The organism is Ectopseudomonas composti (genome assembly GCF_001567565.1).
GTDB lineage: Bacteria > Pseudomonadota > Gammaproteobacteria > Pseudomonadales > Pseudomonadaceae > Aquipseudomonas > Aquipseudomonas composti_A.
Map to the genome: position 1 here is coordinate 211,321 of NZ_LSSW01000017.1, position 15,598 is coordinate 226,918.

A 15,598-nucleotide genomic window follows, 5' to 3' on the forward strand; every position below is an offset into this window, starting at 1 on the left:
AGCGGTTTTGGAGAGAACCAAAACCAGTAGGAGAATCAATGCCTTACACCCTATACGGCATCAAGGCCTGCGACACCATGAAAAAGGCCAGAAGCTGGCTCGATGAACACCAGGTCGACTATGCCTTTCACGACTACAAAAGCGTCGGGATCGACCGGGCAAATCTGGAAAAGTGGTGCAACGAGCATGGCTGGCAGACTGTCCTGAACCGCGCAGGCACCACCTTCCGCAAACTCGATGACGCGCAGAAAGCCGACCTCGACCAGGCCAAGGCCATCGAACTGATGCTGGCCCAGCCGTCGATGATCAAGCGCCCGGTACTCGACCTGGGCGACAAGACCCTGGTCGGCTTCAAGCCGGATAACTACCAAGCCGCGCTGGCCTGATCAATCTCACCCGATTTCGTTGCAAGGAACCCATCTAATGAGCACCTCCCTTTACAGCATCGCCTTTGGTGTTGGCACCCAGAACCGCCAGGGCAACTGGCTGGAAGTCTTCTACGCTCAGCCGCTGCTCAATCCGGCCAGCGAGCTGGTCGCCAAGGCCGCCGAGAAGCTCGGCTACCAGGGCGGCAACCAGGCCATCGCCTTCACCAGCGCACAGGCCGCTGACCTGGCCGAAGCCCTGAAAGGCGTGGATGCCGCGCAAGCAGCGCTGCTGACCCGCCTGGCCGAAAGCCACAATCCGCTGGTCGCCACCTTCCTGGCCGAAGATGCCGCGCTGACCAGCACCCCGGAGGCCTACCTCAAGCTGCACCTGCTGTCGCATCGCCTGGTCAAGCCGCACGGCCTGAGCCTGGCCGGCATCTTCCCGCTGCTGCCGAACGTGGCCTGGACCAGTCAGGGCGCCGTCGACCTCGCCGAGCTGGCCGAGCGCCAGCTCGAAGCGCGCCTCAAGGGCGAGCTGCTGGAGGTGTTCTCGGTGGACAAGTTCCCGAAAATGACCGACTACGTGGTACCGACTGGCGTGCGTATCGCCGACAGCGCGCGCGTGCGCCTGGGCGCCTACATCGGTGAGGGCACCACCGTGATGCATGAAGGCTTCGTCAACTTCAACGCCGGCACCGAAGGCCCGGGCATGATCGAAGGCCGCGTTTCGGCGGGCGTATTCGTCGGCAAGGGTTCGGACCTGGGCGGCGGCTGCTCGACCATGGGTACTCTGTCCGGCGGCGGCAACATGGTCATCAGCGTCGGCGAAGGCTGCCTGATCGGCGCCAACGCCGGCATCGGCATCCCGCTGGGTTACCGCAACACCGTCGAAGCCGGCCTGTACATCACCGCCGGCACCAAGGTGAACCTGCTCGACGAGGGCAACGCCCTGGTCAAGGTGGTCAAGGCGCGTGAGCTGGCTGGCCAGTCGGACCTGCTGTTCCGTCGCAACTCGCTGACCGGCGCCGTGGAGTGCAAGACCCACAAGTCGGCCATCGAGCTGAACGAAGCCCTGCACGCCCACAACTGATCCCACCCAGGGTGCGCCGCGCGCGCCGCTCAGCCATGCGCTCCGGTACGCATGGCGCACCCTACGGGATAGGCTCCTCATGTCATTGATCTCCCCCTGGCGCGCCGACTTCCCCGGCATTCTCGCCCTCGAAGCCGAAGGCCAGACCTACCTGGACAGCGCCGCCACCGCGCAGAAACCGCAAGCGGTGCTGGACGCCCTGCTCGCCTACCTGGCCGGCGGTGTGGCCAACGTGCACCGTGCCCAGCACCTGCCGGGTGAGCGTGCCACCCGCACCTTCGAGGCGACGCGCGGCAAAGCCGCGCAGTGGCTGAATGCAGCCAGCGCCGAGGAGATCATCTTCACCCGCGGCACCACCGAATCACTGAACCTGCTGGCCTACGGCCTGGAGCACCTGCTGCAGCCCGGCGAGCAGATCGTCATCAGCGCGCTGGAACACCACGCCAACCTCCTGCCCTGGCAGCAACTGGCCAAACGTCGCGGCCTGGAGCTGCTGGTACTGCCGCTGGATGACACCGGCAGCGTCGACCTGCAGCAGGCCGCTCGGTTGATCGGCCCGCGCACCCGCCTGCTAGCGGTCTCGCAGTTGTCCAATGTGCTTGGCCGCTGGCAGCCGCTGGACGAACTGCTGGCGCTGGCTCGCACCCACGGCGCCATCAGCGTTGTCGACGGGGCACAGGGCGCGGTGCATGGCCGCCCTGACATGCAGGCACTGGGCTGTGACTTCTATGTGTGTTCCTCGCACAAGCTCTATGGCCCGGACGGCGTCGGCCTGCTCTACGGCCGTCGCGAGCAGCTGAACAAGCTGCAGCACTGGCAGTTCGGCGGCGAGATGGTGCTCGATGCCGACTATCAGGCCGCCCGTTTCCGCCCTGCTCCACTGGGTTTCGAGGCCGGCACACCGGCGGTCTCTTCGGTCATCGCCCTGGGCGCTGCGCTGGGTTGGCTGAGCAGCCTGGATCACGCAGCTGCGGCCCGCCACGAAGCGGCCCTGCACGCCGAGCTGTTGGCCGGTTTACAGGCACGTGACGCTGTTCGCCTGCTGGGTCAGCCTCGCCTGGCGCTGGCCAGTTTTTGTGTCGATGGCGTGCATAACGCCGATCTGGCTCACCTGCTCAGCGAGCAGGGTATCGCCGTGCGCGCCGGGCACCACTGCGCCATGCCCCTGATGAAAGGGCTCGGCCTGAGCGGTGCAATTCGTGCCTCGCTGGGCCTGTACAACAACGGCGAGGACTTACAGCGATTCTTCAGCGCCCTGGACAACGCCCTGGAGCTGCTGCGATGAACCGCCGCCATCGTCTTTCCGTAGGAGCGGCTGGGCGGCATTCCGCTTCAGCCGCGAAAGGACGCGTACGAACCTTCGCGGCTGAAGCCGCTCCTACGCGCTACGCGGGCCTCTTGCCATGAGCCTGCCAGCCGCCGCTCAAGAGGCACTGGAAGCATTCACCGCCTGCCCCGGCTGGGAGCAGCGCGCGCGCCTGCTGATGCAATGGGGTGAACGCCTGCAGCCGCTGAGCGATGCCGAGCGGACCGATGAACACCGCGTACATGGCTGCGAGAGCCTGGTCTGGCTGGTCGCCGAGCGCCGCGGCAAGCACCTGCACTTTCGCGCCAGCAGCGATGCCCGCCTGCTACGCGGCTTGCTGGCCGTACTGCTGGCTCGGGTGGAAGGCCTGAGCGATGAACAGCTGGCCTCGCTCGACCTGACCGACTGGTTCGCTCAGCTTGGCCTGCAACGTCAGCTTTCCCCCTCTCGCAGCAACGGCCTGAATGCGGTGTTGCAGCGAATGAGAACGCAAACACGGGAAAACTAGAAGCGCGCCCTGCTCGATCGACAGCACTGGGTTATATTCCCGCCCCCAAAAACTCATGGAGCGAGTCATGCCTGCAGCTATGCGCATCGGGCTAAGTGCCCTGGTATCTCTGATCGTGCTGTACTTCAGCCCACAGCTGCTTCCCCACCTCCTGGTCCTGCTTCCAGAGAGCGTCGCCGCAGCGCTGCCGATAGAGCCTTTTATTCTCAACCTGCTGCTATCGAGCCTGCTGAGCGGCGTCTGCCTGGCACTACTTGCGAGCAATCGCCGTCTGGCCACCGCCGGGTTGGTCGCGCTTGGTTTGCTGGGAATCTACGCTGTCGGCTTCTACAGCAATCTTTGCAGCGTGGAAGAGGTGCAGCGAATTCACGCCGAAATGGAGGCCATGCCCATGTACAACCTGGGACGCCCCGCAGATGCCGAGCCAATCCCCATCGACTCGATTTCCAGCTTGAGCTACGCCTGCATCCTGCCGGAGGAGCGCAGTGACAACCTGTTCACCATGACGTGGGATTTCCTCCTCAGGCTGGCCGCGATGTTCGCGGGCACACTGCTGGTACCGCGTCGACGCTAGCAGGCGGAACGTCTCGCCCAGTGAACCGATGAATCGATCGGGCTCAGCCCCGCTCGCGCAGCGTCAGGCCACGCAGGAAATTGCGCAGAATCTGGTCACCACACTCCCGATAGTGCTTGTGGCCCGGCGCACGGAACAGAGCGCTCAGCTCGGTCTTGGTCATCGGCAGATCGGCCGATTGCAGAATCCCCTGGATATCCTCATCACGCAGCTGAAAAGCCACCCGCAGCTTCTTCAGAATGAGGTTGTTGCTCAGGCGCTTTTCCACCGGCACGCGCGCTCGACTGTCGTCCTTGCCGCGCTTGTGGAACACCAGCCCTTCGAGCACATGAGCCAGCAATACATCGTTGCATGGACGATAACCGGCCTCGTCCTCGCGCAGCAGGCAAGCGGAAATCAAGCCTGGCTCGACGGAGTAATCCGCAAGCTGGCAGAACGCCTCAAGCGTGCTATCACTGACATCCAGCAGATAGCGCAGGCTGCGCAGCACATCGTTATTAAGCATGCAGATAACTCTAGGTAGAAGTAGGTCGGCAAGTGTCGCTCAATCCGGCGCGACGTGCGCAGAAATGGTCGGCATCCAGTCATCGGCATTGCCCGTATTCAGGGCCTGCTGCAGACGCTGCAGGTCACCCCGCTCGGCGAACTTGCGAAGGCCGGCATTGAACAGGCGCAGCAGATTGGCGGCCTTGGCATCGTCCTTGCGAAATAGCAGACGCAGCGGCTCGGTGTTGAGCTGACGCGGATGGTGGGTGATGTTGCCGCCATCTTTGGGAAACAGGCGACGCAGCATGGCGTAGCCTACCGCCCGGTCCTGAGGATGCAGGTCGACACGCCTCAGTTCAAGCAGGCGAAAGCTGGTGTCTTCCTTGCCGTTCTGCTGCACGCTCAAACGGCCCGCCTGCAGCGCTTCGTCGAATGCCGGGCCGTAGGAATATCCCAGAGTGGTGCCGATGCGATATTTCGGCAGGTCCTCGACCCTGGCCCAGTCGAACGCCTGGTCGCGACGATGGAACAGGACAATCTCGCCACGTACCAGCGCATCGCTACAGATACCGTAGTTGAGCCGACTGGGCGCGCAGCTATAGGGCATGATCGCGTGCAACTGGCCCTGCTGCAGCATCAGCACGTTGCGGTCCCAGGGGTGGAAGACGTACTCGACCTGATAGCCAGCCTCGGCAAACACCGCGCTGATCAATCGCGCCAGAGCGCCACCGTCGCGGCGCTTCTGATCGACGTAAGGTGCCCAGTCACCGGTGCCGATACGCAGCTTTTTCGGCTCGGCCTGAACGGCGCCCAGGGCTAGCAGCCACAGGGGCAGCGTCAGGGAGGCGAGCATCCGTGCCCAGCGTCTTCCTGGCGAGACGCAAACAAACAGGTACGACACAAATCACCTCGGATACGGATCATCTTCGACGCTTCCCTGTCCGCTACTGCACTCTCTCCCTTTGCCCCAGCAGGGTCAAACGCACCGTTCAGCGGCGCTGCTCAACTCTTCGCCTGGCGCTCCGCCGGGCGCCGAGTGCCGGCCACCAACTTGTCCACCAGCCTGGCCGCGGCGGCCATGCCAAAACTGGCGGTGACCATCATCACCGCCCCGAAACCACCGGCGCAGTCGAGGCGTACGCCTTCACCGACGAAACCCTTGGCCTGGCACACCGTGCCATCGGGCTTGGGATAGCGCAGCTGCTCGGTGGAGAACACGCAGGGCACGCTGTAGGTACGCCCCGGCGTCCGCGAGAAGCCGTAGTCGCGGCGCAGCATGCTGCGCACCTTGGCCGCCAGTGGATCGTTGAACGTCTTGTTCAGATCGGTGACCTGAATCTGCGTCGGGTCGACCTGCCCGCCCGCGCCACCGGTGGTGACGATCTGGATCTTGCGCCGCTTGCACCAGGCGATCAGCGCCGCCTTGGCCGGCACGCTGTCGATGCAGTCGATCACCCCGTCGAGCTGCTCGGTGATGTACTCGGCCATGGTTTCGCGGGTAACGAAATCCGCCACGGCGTGCACCACGCAGGCTGGATTGATGGCGCGGATGCGCGCAGCCATCTCATCGACCTTGGCCTTGCCCACCGCGCCTTCGACGGCGTGCACCTGGCGATTGGTGTTGGTGATGCAGACGTCGTCCAGGTCGAACAGGGAAATCTCGCCGACCCCCGAACGCGCCAGGGCCTCGGCCGCCCAGGAGCCAACCCCACCGATGCCGACCACCGCCACGTGGGCTGCAGCCAGGCGTTGATAGCCTTCCTGGCCGTAGAGCCGGGCTATGCCGCCGAATCGCTGATCGTCTGTATTCATCCATCCCCCTGCCGAACCGCGCGCATTATAGAGATAGCACCTTGCCCACCCAACCCCGAAAGGCAGGTCAACCGTCGGCCAGTCGTGGTTGCCTGCATTTACAGCGAATACGCCGTACAGCGCGCCTTATCACCTGATCGGTAACGACTTTTGCTTTAAGATGGCCAGCCTTCACGCCAGCCGCCGTACCGGAGCCATCATGACCGCCCCCCTCACCCCGACCCTGAAGCTCGCCTTCGACCTGATCCGCCGTCCGTCCGTGACCCCGGTCGACGAAGGTTGCCAGGAACTGATGATGCGGCGCCTGGCCGCCTGCGGCTTCGATGTCGAGCGCATGCGCATCGAAGAGGTGGAGAATTTCTGGGCCAGGCGCGGTGGCGATGGCCCGGTGCTGTGCTTCGCCGGCCACACCGACGTGGTGCCCACCGGGCCGCTGGACGCCTGGCAGTATCAGCCGTTCGACGTGCGCATCGATGAAGACGGCATGCTCTGCGGCCGTGGCGCGGCTGACATGAAAGGCAGCCTGGCGAGCATGATCATCGCCGTGGAGCGTTTCGTCGCCGATTACCCGAACCACAAGGGCGCGATCAGCTTCCTCATCACCAGCGACGAAGAAGGCCCGGCCCAGCACGGCACCAAGGCGGTGGTCGAGCGCCTGCGCGAACGCGAGGAACGCCTGGACTGGTGCATCGTCGGCGAACCGTCGAGCACCACCCTGCTCGGTGACGTGGTCAAGAATGGCCGCCGCGGCTCGCTCGGCTGCACCCTCACCGTGTACGGCAAGCAGGGCCACGTGGCCTACCCGCACCTGGCGAAGAACCCCATCCACCTGGCCGCGCCGGCCCTGGCCGAACTGGCCGCCGAGCACTGGGATCATGGTAACGACTACTTCCCGCCGACCAGTTTCCAGGTGTCCAACCTCAATTCCGGCACCGGTGCGACCAACGTAATCCCCGGTGAGCTGAAGGCGGTGTTCAACTTCCGTTTCTCCACCGAGTCGACCGTCGAAGACCTGCAGCAACGCGTCACCACCATCCTCGACAAGCACGGCCTGGACTATCACCTGGAATGGGCGCTGTCCGGCCTGCCCTTCCTCACCCAGCCGGGCGATTTGCTCGACGCGGTGGCCGCCAGCATCAAGAACGTCACCGGGCGCGACACCACCCCGTCGACCAGCGGCGGCACCTCGGACGGGCGCTTCATCGCCACCCTCGGCACCCAGGTGGTCGAACTCGGCCCGGTCAACGCCACCATCCACCAGATCAACGAGCGTGTGCTGGCCAGCGACCTCGACCTGCTGACCGAGGTTTACTATCAAACGATGGTAAAACTGCTCGCATGAAAATCCATGAATATGCCTGCTGCGCACACCGATAGCTGCGTGACTCGCGATGCTCGCCCTTCGGGCCCGCCTGCGGTTCAGCCGCAAGCGGCTGTGAGGCGGTACTCGCTCCTCGCCTATCTATTCGATATGTCTCGTCGCTGCGTTCCGTCCGCCTTACTCTCGGCGCGCTCGCGACGGCCTATTCACGGATTTGACGCATGTTGATCTGCCCCATCTGCCAGTCGCCGCTCGAGCCCAACGGCAGCGGCCTGGCTTGCGAAAACCGCCACAGCTTCGACCGCGCGCGGCAGGGCTACTACAACCTGTTGCCGGTGCAGCACAAGAACAGCCGCGACCCCGGCGACAACGCCGCCATGGTCGAGGCGCGCCGGCGCTTTCTCGACGGCGGCCACTACGCGCCGCTGGCCAAACGCCTGGCCGCACTGGCGGCCGAGTACAAGCCCGCGCGCTGGCTGGATATCGGCTGCGGCGAAGGCTATTACACCGAGCAGATCGGCCACGCCCTGCCAGCAGCCGACGGCCATGCCCTGGACATCTCCCGCGAGGCGGTCAAACGCGCCTGCAAACGCGCCCCGCAACTGAACTGGCTGGTGGCGAGCATGGCCCGCGTGCCCTTGGCCGATGCCAGCTGCAACCTGCTGGCCAGCGTGTTCAGCCCGCTCGACTGGAGCGAGGCCAAGCGCCTGCTCTCCCCCGGCGGCGGCCTGCTGCGCATGGGCCCGACCCGCGGACATCTGATGGAGCTGCGCCAGAAGCTGTACGATGAAGTCCGCGACTACGACGACGAGAAGCACCTGGCGCTGATTCCAGCGGGCATGCACCTGGCACATAGCGAAACCCTCGAATTTCCGCTGCACCTGGCCGATGCCCAGGCCCGCGCCGACCTGCTGGCCATGACCCCGCACGGCTGGCGCGCCAGCGCCGAACGCCGTGAAGCGGTGATCGCCGAGCCCTTCGAAGTTACCGTCGCCATCCGCTACGATTGGATCGTCAAAACCCAGAGCCCAGGCTCTCAGGACTGAATGCCATGCGCCAACCCGACATCGAGATCTACCTGAAAGACGCCGAACGCGACGCCGTGGCGCAGTGGCTGGGCGAAGCCCTCGGCCCCTGCAGCGACTGGCAGCAGAAGGGCCAGACCTTCAAATGCCAGGCCGGCGACGTGCCGGTGACCTGGCTGCCCAAGGCCGTGGGCAAATGGCACAGCCTGTACCTGGAAAGCGACGCCACGCCCTGGGACGATGACCTGGCCTGCGCCCGCGCCGCCCATGCCGCGCTCGGCGTGCAGGTGCGCTGCGCACCCGGCACCTGGGTCGAAGACGAGAGCGATGAAGAAGCCGACCGCTGGATCAAGGTCGATGCCGATGGCGAAACCGAGATCGTCTGGCGTACCGAATGAAAGCGGCCGCTTCGCGGCCATCTGATGCCCCTCTCCCCCCCCCTCTCCCATAAAGGGGAGAGGGGCGCTATCCGTGCAACCCGCCACACCTTTCGCCAGCCCCTACGAAATACAGCGCCTAGAAACGACAAGGCCCGTCATCGACGGGCCTTGTTGAGTAACGAGCTGGGCAGTCAGAGCGCGGACACGTCTTCCGCCTGCAGGCCTTTCTGGCCCTGGGTCACGCCGAACTCGACCTTCTGGCCTTCGACCAGAGTGCGGTGGCCTTCGCCGCGGATGGCGCGGTAGTGAACGAATACGTCCGGGCCGCTTTCGCGCTGAATGAACCCGTAACCCTTGGAATCATTGAACCATTTGACGGTTCCGGTCTCACGATCTGCCATTACCAACTTCTCCAAACTCGCTATGTTTTTATTGTCCCGAAGGTGCTTTGACGGCTCGGTAAAAACGGTCTTCTCAGCGTTCGCCACCCCTGGCAATCGAGCATGGAGCAGGTCAAGCGATTCGCGTTCTTGCTGCAGCCGAAGGCCGAGTATAAAGCATCAATTGTGACTGAAAAGCACTTTTTTAGAGCCGACACGAACCCAGAAGATACGCGGGTTACAGCGGGTTTTATGGGCTTTTGACCAACAGATCGCGCAACTTTTTCGTCAAGCGCTGGACCTGTTCAGGCTCCAGCCGGTACGCCCAGCCACTGCGCGCACTGACCTCGCCGGGCTTGAAACCATCCTGCTCACCCAGCACCAGCCAATGCTGCTCGCCCTGCTTGTACAGCGCGCCATCGAGTTTCTCGCCAGCGAATCCCGCGAGGCTGAATTGCAGCAGCGGCGCCTGCTTGAAACCTATCTGCGCCAGCGGCGCGGCATCGGCGAACTGCAGGTTGGAGAACACCAGTGCAACGCCATTGGCCGCGCCCTCGAAACTGAGCGTCTGGTCCTTGCGCAGCGCTTTGATAGCGAAATTGTGCTGCTCGGCATCGCTACGCGTCAGCGTGAGTTTCTCGCCATCGGTGTAGCGCAGCTCGAGCCGCGCGATGCGGGTAAAGGGGATGTCGGTGACACGGCGATCCAGCCAGTCCAGCTCACGAGTCGGCACCTGCAACTGCTGATCGATCAGCCAGACCTGATCCTCCCCGGCACGCCGGACCAGTTGCCCATTGCCCTGCCGAGAGGGATTCCCCAGGCGCAGGGCCAAATCCGGATGCCCAGCGAACGACAGCTTGAGGCGTAGCGCCTGTGCATCGGCCTCGCCCTCCTCGGCCAGGCCCAGACGAGCATGCCACTGCGCGTTGGCGGTCTTGGCCTCGACGCTACGCGCGTCGCGCAGCGAGCGCAGCAGGTCGGCCAGTAATTGCGGCCCCGCCGGATAGTCGGCCTTGGCCGGCACCACCCACGCCTCGCCACGGCGCTCGATCCGCACCGACGGCTGTCCTGGCGACTCGATCTCAAGTGCTTGCAGCGTGTTCAGATAGCCCTGCTCGGCGGCCAGCCACGGCGCCTGTTCGAGCGCCGCCGTATCCTCTTGCTGGCTGCGCTGCAACGCCAGATACCCCAGCACACAGAGCAGCACGATAACGATCAATGCGATCAGACCTTTGCGTCCCATACTCGTCTCACTGTTGATGACTCGGATACGGCGTAGGGTGGATCACGTTTCACCGATCCACCGTTGCGGTGGATGTAAAAAGCGACATCCACCCTACGCTCGGTTCGTGGGAGGCGCTTCAGCGGCGACGGTCGCGGCTAAAGCCCCTCCCACAGGTGGAGCCTTCAGCCCCTCCCATAGCGACTGGCCTCACGCGCGACGACGGCGCCGCCACAGCCACAACGCCAGCACACCGAGGGTGAGCAAGGCCGGCACCAGGGCGATGTTGATTACCTTGAGCGTGCGCCCAAGTGCCTCGATATCGGCATTGAGCTGGTAGCGCACGTCACGCAGTTCCTTGCGCAGCTCCAGCTTCTGCTGGATGAAGTTCTGCAACGCGCCCTGCTGCTCCGGCGTCAGCTCCAAGGCCTTGTTCGGGTCGTCGCTCTGTTGCAGCGCTGCCAGCTGCTGCTCGGTCTCGGCCAGACGCGCCTGCAGGGCCTGTTCCTTGTCACGCAAGCGCTGTTCGGCGGCACGCTGCAGCTCCTCCACCACCGTGAACGGACGACTGAAACGGCCACGCGAGCGCACGCTGATCAGCGCCTCGGAGCCGGTCAGGTTGTCCAGCGCGTTGATGGTGAAGCTGCCGTTGTCGGCCCAGGGCTGCGGCATGCGCTGGCCAAAGAAATCCTGCACCTGCACCCACATGCGGTCGCTGAGGATGTCGGTGTCGGCCACGGCGATCACATTGATGTTGTCGGCCTGCTTGAGCCCGTCCTTGCGCCCCTCGATACCATCCGGGAAGGCGCTCTGTGCCGGGCCGTCGATACGCGCAGCGATGGCGTAGCGCTCGCCGGTCGGCTCCAGTTCGCGGATCAACTCTTCAGGGTTGCTGAGCATGGCGAAGCGCTGGGCATCGAAGGGCATGGCGTACTCGGAACTCTGCATCAACGGGGTGAAGTGCGTCTTCGCCCCCTCCAGCGGCTCGAGGATGCCAGCCGTGGCCACGGTGATGCTCTCCAGCCCGGCGGTGGCGATATCGGTCTGGTTCAGCGCCTTGCGCGGCAGGCTGAGCCAGGCGGCGTGGCGCACCGGGCGCTGGCCCTGAACACGGTTGACCGACATGGCGTAGGAGCCGTCACCCAGCACCTTGTCCGGCACCATGCGCAGGCCCCAGGCCTTGAACAGCGGCTCGAGGTTGGACGACTTGTCCACTGCCACTTCACCCGGCATATCACCCGTATCGGCCTCGGCGTAAGGGTCGACGAACACCATCAGCTTGCCGCCGCGCAGGACGAACTGGTCGATGGCATAGAGCGTCTGCTGCGGCAGGTTCTTCGGGTGTACCAGCCAGAGCACCGAGACCTTGTCGGGAATCTGGTCGACATCGGCCTTGAGCTGCTCGATCTGGAACAACTGGCGCACCTGCTCCAGCACCATCCACGGCGGCGTCGGCTGGCGCGCCATCATGTCGAAGCCGCCAGTCATCGGCAGCCCGGACAGCACACCAACCACCGGCAGCTCCGGCTTGGCCAGGGTCTGCACCAGGCGGCTCAGCTCGTATTCGAGGTGTTCCTCCTGATCCAGAGCGAAGAACGGAATCACCTGGGTATCGTCCAGTGCGTTGGTGCCGGCCAGGCCGAAGTAGACCGAGTCACCGCCCTGCTGCAGCGGGATGCCCTGCAGGCCGTACTGCGCGGCCTTGTCCTCGTCTTCGGAGAACGGCTCGGGGTCGATGATGTGCAGGCGGATCTTGCCGTTCGCCTGCGCCTGGTAAGCCTTGAGCATCTCCTCCACGCGCTGGGCATAGGTGCGCAGCGCCGGCAGGTCCTTGGCCACCTTGTCCGAGTAGAAGAAGTACAGGTTGATCGGCTCGTCCAACTCACCAAGGATCTGCTTGGTGCCACCTGCGATGGTGTAGAGCTTCTGCTCGGTCAGATCCAGGCGTGCACCGCCCAGACCAATACCAGCCAGCAGGTTGAAGGCGATAAAGGCGACCGCAATCAGCAACAGCCCGGCGCCGGAATAGATCAGCTTTTTCATGGGCGTTCCTCAGTCAGCTTTCTTCAGGTCGATGACCACCGCCGTGGCGGTCAGCCAGGCAGTGATCAGCGAGAGGAAATACAGCAGGTCGCGCGCATCGATCACGCCCTTACTGATGGCGTCGAAGCGCACCAGAAAGCTCAGCGAGGCGATAGCGTCCACCAGCCACTGCGGTGCCCAGGCGAAGGCGTCGAGCACCATGGGAAAGCCGCTGACGATGAACAGGAAACAGGCACTGACCGCGAGAATGAAAGCGATCACCTGGTTCTTGCTCAACGCCGACATGCATGAGCCGATGGCCAGGTAAGCGCCGGCCAGCAGCCAACTGCCGATATAGCCAGTGACGATAGCGCCGTTGTCCGGCTCGCCCAGGTAGTTGACGGTGATGATCATCGGGAAGGTCAGCAGCAGCGCAATGCCGGCGAACACCCAGGCCGCCAGGAACTTGCCGGTGACCGCTTCGAAGCGGGTGATCGGCAACGTCATCAGCAGCTCGATGGAGCCGGACTTGCGCTCCTCCGCCCACAGGCGCATGGCGATCGCCGGCACCAGGAACAGATAAAGCCAGGGGTGGAAATTGAAGAAGGCCGAGAGATTGGCCTGGCCACTCTCGAAGAAGCCGCCCAGATAAAAGGTGAACACCCCGGACAGCACCAGGAAGATCACGATGAACACATAGGCCAGCGGCGTGGCGAAGTAGCTTGCCAGCTCGCGCTTGAAGATCACGGGCAACTGGGTCATCACTGCTCTCCCCGGGTCAGCGTGCGGAACACTTCATCGAGCCGGCCGCGCTCCACATTGAGCTCGCGCACCTGCCAGCCGCGTTCGGCGATCAGTGCATTGACCTGCGGGAAGATCACCGCGCCCGGCTGCGCCAGCACGCTCAGGCTGTGCTCACGGGCGTTCTCCTCGACCCCGACAACGCCGGGCAGCGCCGCCAGCGCGGCTCGGTCGAGCGCCTCGTCGGCTACCAGCGTCACCGCCTGGTGGTAGCGCGACCGGCTCTCCAGCTCCAGCGGCGTGCCATCGGCCAGCAAGCGGCCATGGGCGATCACCACGGCACGGGTACAGAGCGCCGTGACCTCTTCGAGAATATGGGTGGAAATGATCACGATCTTGTCGCGGGCCAGGCCCTGAATGAGCTGGCGCACCTGATGCTTCTGGTTGGGGTCGAGGCCATCGGTGGGCTCGTCGAGAATCAGCACGCGCGGATCATGCAGGATTGCCTGGGCCAGACCGACGCGGCGCTTGAAGCCCTTGGACAGCGTGTCGATGCTCTGCGCCAGCACCGTCTCCAGCTCAACCTGCTCCACCGCATTCTGCACACGCACCGTCTTCTCGGCGCCACGAAAACCGCGCACCTCGGCGATGAACTCAAGGAAACCGCGCACCGTCATGTCGCCATAGCACGGCGCGCCTTCGGGCAGATAACCGATCTGTCGCTGGGCCTTGAGGGTCTGGCTCTGGATATCACAGCCGAGGATGCTCGCCGTGCCGGAAGTCGGCGCGAGAAACCCCGTGAGCATCTTCATGGTGGTGGATTTGCCGGCCCCGTTGGGGCCGAGAAAGCCCAGCACTTCCCCTGGCTGGACACTGAACGACAGATCATCGACTGCCGTGTGCTGCGCGAAACGCTTGGTCAGGTTTCTTATCTCGATCATGGCCTCTCACCGTCGCGAAAACGCCTGAGCCCCGCGCAACCACCGCGAAAACGCAGGCCGCAAGAACGCCGGACAAAAAGTGCATGCCCGGACGAGGGCAAGACCATGACAAAAAACAAAAGTTCACTCGCAAGAGTGCTACAAGCTGTAAATGGAATATCGGCTCAGCGATCCAGAGGACTCATTACCGCAAGGCCACCGCGATTGAGCACATGGGTGTAGACCTGCGTAGTTCTGATGTCCGCATGACCGAGTAACTCCTGCACCGTACGAATGTCCTGGCCTGCTTCCAGAAGATGCGTGGCAAAGGAATGACGTAATGAATGTGGCGTCGCATGCTTGATCAGGCCAGCACGCCGCGCCGCCTCACGCACCGACCTCTGGATGGTCTTCTCATACAGGTGATGGCGGTAAATACCGTGCCCGCGCGGATCCTGGGAGCGATTGCCCGACGGGAAAACGAACTGCCACCCCCACTCCTTCGCCGCATTCGGGTACTTGCGCGCCAGTGCGAACGGCAAATTGGCCTCGCCAAAGCCTTCGGCCAGATCGCCCTGATGCACGTGCTGCACCTTGATCAAATGCTGCCGTAACGGCTCGACGACTCGCATTGGCAGCATGGTTACCCGATCTTTCTGGCCCTTACCATCACGCACGATGATTTATCGCCGGGTAAAGTCAACATCCTTGACTCTTAGCCGCAGCGCCTCAAGCAATCGCAATCCAGCACCATAGAGCAGATTCGCAACGATCCAGCTATCGCCCTGCAGTTGAGCCAACAGGGCATCGACCTCAATACGGGTAAGCACCACCGGCAGATGCTTGGGCTTCTTCGCCCGTACGACACCCTGCAACCAAGGTAAATCCAGCTTGAGCACTTCCTTGTAGAGGAATAGCAGAGCGGCCAGAGCCTGGTTCTGTGTCGAGGCGGACACGTCGCGCTCAACCGCAAGATGGGTCAGAAAAACCTCGATCTCCGCCGCGCCCATCTCCACCGGATGCCGATAGTGGTGAAAGCGGATGTAGCGCTTTACCCATTCGGCATAGACAGCTTCGGTACGGATGGAATAGTTTCTGACTCGAATCTGCTGACGCAGTTGATCCAGCAGTTTGGGCTTGCCGTCATCCATGTCGCGTTTCTCCCTGGATGCTGTCGCGTTTGCCGCGACAACCTTCAAGCTAGACAAGGACTTGCTGGGCGACAAGGAATGTAATGCGACAGGTGCCGTGGGTAAACGCGGCAGCTATGTCGTCTAATTAATAGTTACCCAATGATAGTTAGATCGGCGCAAGGAAACGTAAATGACATGGAATCAAGGTGACCAAAAAGCAAAAAATCTGCTATTAAGCGAAACCAAACAGCGCTGTCGCCTAACTGCTGTTAAGGCAAACAGCGCTGTTTGGTTTCGCTGGAAGTCGCTG

General features: G+C 63.4%; 16 protein-coding genes and 1 pseudogene. 8 read left to right on the forward strand and 9 right to left on the reverse strand.

The window, feature by feature from the left end:
- Positions 1–38: 38 nt before the first annotated feature.
- The 5 genes from PCLY_RS05225 to PCLY_RS05245 all read left to right on the forward strand — a co-directional run bounded on the left by PCLY_RS05225 (position 39) and on the right by PCLY_RS05245 (position 3,846).
- Complete coding sequence (locus PCLY_RS05225; protein ID WP_061238232.1) at positions 39–386, forward strand: ArsC family reductase; 348 nt, start codon at positions 39–41, stop codon at positions 384–386.
- A gap of 37 nt (positions 387–423) precedes the next feature.
- A complete protein-coding gene (gene dapD, locus PCLY_RS05230) occupies positions 424–1,458 on the forward strand; it encodes a 2,3,4,5-tetrahydropyridine-2,6-dicarboxylate N-succinyltransferase (RefSeq protein WP_061238233.1) in 1,035 nt (344 codons plus the stop codon).
- 79 nt (positions 1,459–1,537) lie between these two features.
- Positions 1,538–2,743 (forward strand): aminotransferase class V-fold PLP-dependent enzyme, encoded by a 1,206-nt coding sequence (locus PCLY_RS05235; protein ID WP_061238234.1) that lies wholly within the window; start codon positions 1,538–1,540, stop codon positions 2,741–2,743.
- 118 nt (positions 2,744–2,861) lie between these two features.
- Entirely contained in the window at positions 2,862–3,272 is a 411-nt protein-coding gene (locus tag PCLY_RS05240; RefSeq protein ID WP_061238235.1) for a SufE family protein, read from the forward strand.
- Between the two features lie 67 nt (positions 3,273–3,339).
- Positions 3,340–3,846: a hypothetical protein gene (locus PCLY_RS05245; RefSeq protein WP_061238236.1), complete on the forward strand. Its 507-nt coding sequence runs from the start codon at positions 3,340–3,342 to the stop codon at positions 3,844–3,846.
- A 43-nt stretch (positions 3,847–3,889) separates the two neighbouring features.
- Here the strand turns inward: PCLY_RS05245 and PCLY_RS05250 are convergent, their stop codons facing one another.
- The 3 genes from PCLY_RS05250 to tcdA all read right to left on the reverse strand — a co-directional run bounded on the left by PCLY_RS05250 (position 3,890) and on the right by tcdA (position 6,144).
- On the reverse strand, positions 3,890–4,351 hold the full coding sequence (locus PCLY_RS05250) for a YehS family protein (protein ID WP_061238237.1): 462 nt from the start codon (positions 4,349–4,351) through the stop codon (positions 3,890–3,892).
- A 39-nt stretch (positions 4,352–4,390) separates the two neighbouring features.
- Positions 4,391–5,185 carry a substrate-binding periplasmic protein gene (locus PCLY_RS05255; protein WP_061238238.1) on the reverse strand — a complete coding sequence of 265 codons (795 nt, stop codon included), beginning with the start codon at positions 5,183–5,185 and terminating at the stop codon, positions 4,391–4,393.
- Between the two features lie 149 nt (positions 5,186–5,334).
- Entirely contained in the window at positions 5,335–6,144 is an 810-nt protein-coding gene (gene tcdA, locus PCLY_RS05260; protein ID WP_061238239.1) for a tRNA cyclic N6-threonylcarbamoyladenosine(37) synthase TcdA, read from the reverse strand.
- 199 nt (positions 6,145–6,343) lie between these two features.
- On the opposite strand from tcdA, the gene dapE reads away from it, so the two are divergent.
- The 3 genes from dapE to PCLY_RS05275 all read left to right on the forward strand — a co-directional run bounded on the left by dapE (position 6,344) and on the right by PCLY_RS05275 (position 8,888).
- On the forward strand, positions 6,344–7,486 hold the full coding sequence (gene dapE / locus PCLY_RS05265) for a succinyl-diaminopimelate desuccinylase (RefSeq protein WP_061238251.1): 1,143 nt from the start codon (positions 6,344–6,346) through the stop codon (positions 7,484–7,486).
- Between the two features lie 200 nt (positions 7,487–7,686).
- A complete protein-coding gene (locus PCLY_RS05270; RefSeq protein WP_061238240.1) occupies positions 7,687–8,511 on the forward strand; it encodes a putative RNA methyltransferase in 825 nt (274 codons plus the stop codon).
- A gap of 5 nt (positions 8,512–8,516) precedes the next feature.
- Positions 8,517–8,888, forward strand: a complete 372-nt coding sequence (locus tag PCLY_RS05275; RefSeq protein ID WP_061238241.1) for a hypothetical protein — start codon at positions 8,517–8,519, stop codon at positions 8,886–8,888.
- A gap of 173 nt (positions 8,889–9,061) precedes the next feature.
- On the opposite strand, the gene PCLY_RS05280 is transcribed toward PCLY_RS05275, so the two are convergent.
- From PCLY_RS05280 to PCLY_RS25285, 6 genes and pseudogenes are all read right to left on the reverse strand, one after another.
- Positions 9,062–9,271 carry a cold-shock protein gene (locus PCLY_RS05280; RefSeq protein ID WP_013716441.1) on the reverse strand — a complete coding sequence of 70 codons (210 nt, stop codon included), beginning with the start codon at positions 9,269–9,271 and terminating at the stop codon, positions 9,062–9,064.
- Positions 9,272–9,500: 229 nt separating this feature from the next.
- The gene (locus tag PCLY_RS05285) at positions 9,501–10,493 is read right to left on the reverse strand and encodes a DUF4340 domain-containing protein (RefSeq protein WP_061238242.1); all 993 of its coding nucleotides are present in this window, start codon (positions 10,491–10,493) and stop codon (positions 9,501–9,503) included.
- Between the two features lie 189 nt (positions 10,494–10,682).
- Positions 10,683–12,515: a GldG family protein gene (locus PCLY_RS05290; RefSeq protein ID WP_061238243.1), complete on the reverse strand. Its 1,833-nt coding sequence runs from the start codon at positions 12,513–12,515 to the stop codon at positions 10,683–10,685.
- 9 nt (positions 12,516–12,524) lie between these two features.
- Positions 12,525–13,256, reverse strand: coding sequence for an ABC transporter permease subunit (locus PCLY_RS05295; RefSeq protein WP_061238244.1), 732 nt, complete (start codon positions 13,254–13,256; stop codon positions 12,525–12,527).
- Positions 13,256–14,176 carry an ABC transporter ATP-binding protein gene (locus PCLY_RS05300; RefSeq protein ID WP_061238245.1) on the reverse strand — a complete coding sequence of 307 codons (921 nt, stop codon included), beginning with the start codon at positions 14,174–14,176 and terminating at the stop codon, positions 13,256–13,258. Before PCLY_RS05300 ends, PCLY_RS05295 begins: the two co-directional genes overlap by 1 nt.
- Before the next feature lie 164 nt (positions 14,177–14,340).
- Positions 14,341–15,306, reverse strand: a pseudogene (locus tag PCLY_RS25285) (integron integrase).
- Between the last annotated feature and the right edge of the window lie 292 nt (positions 15,307–15,598).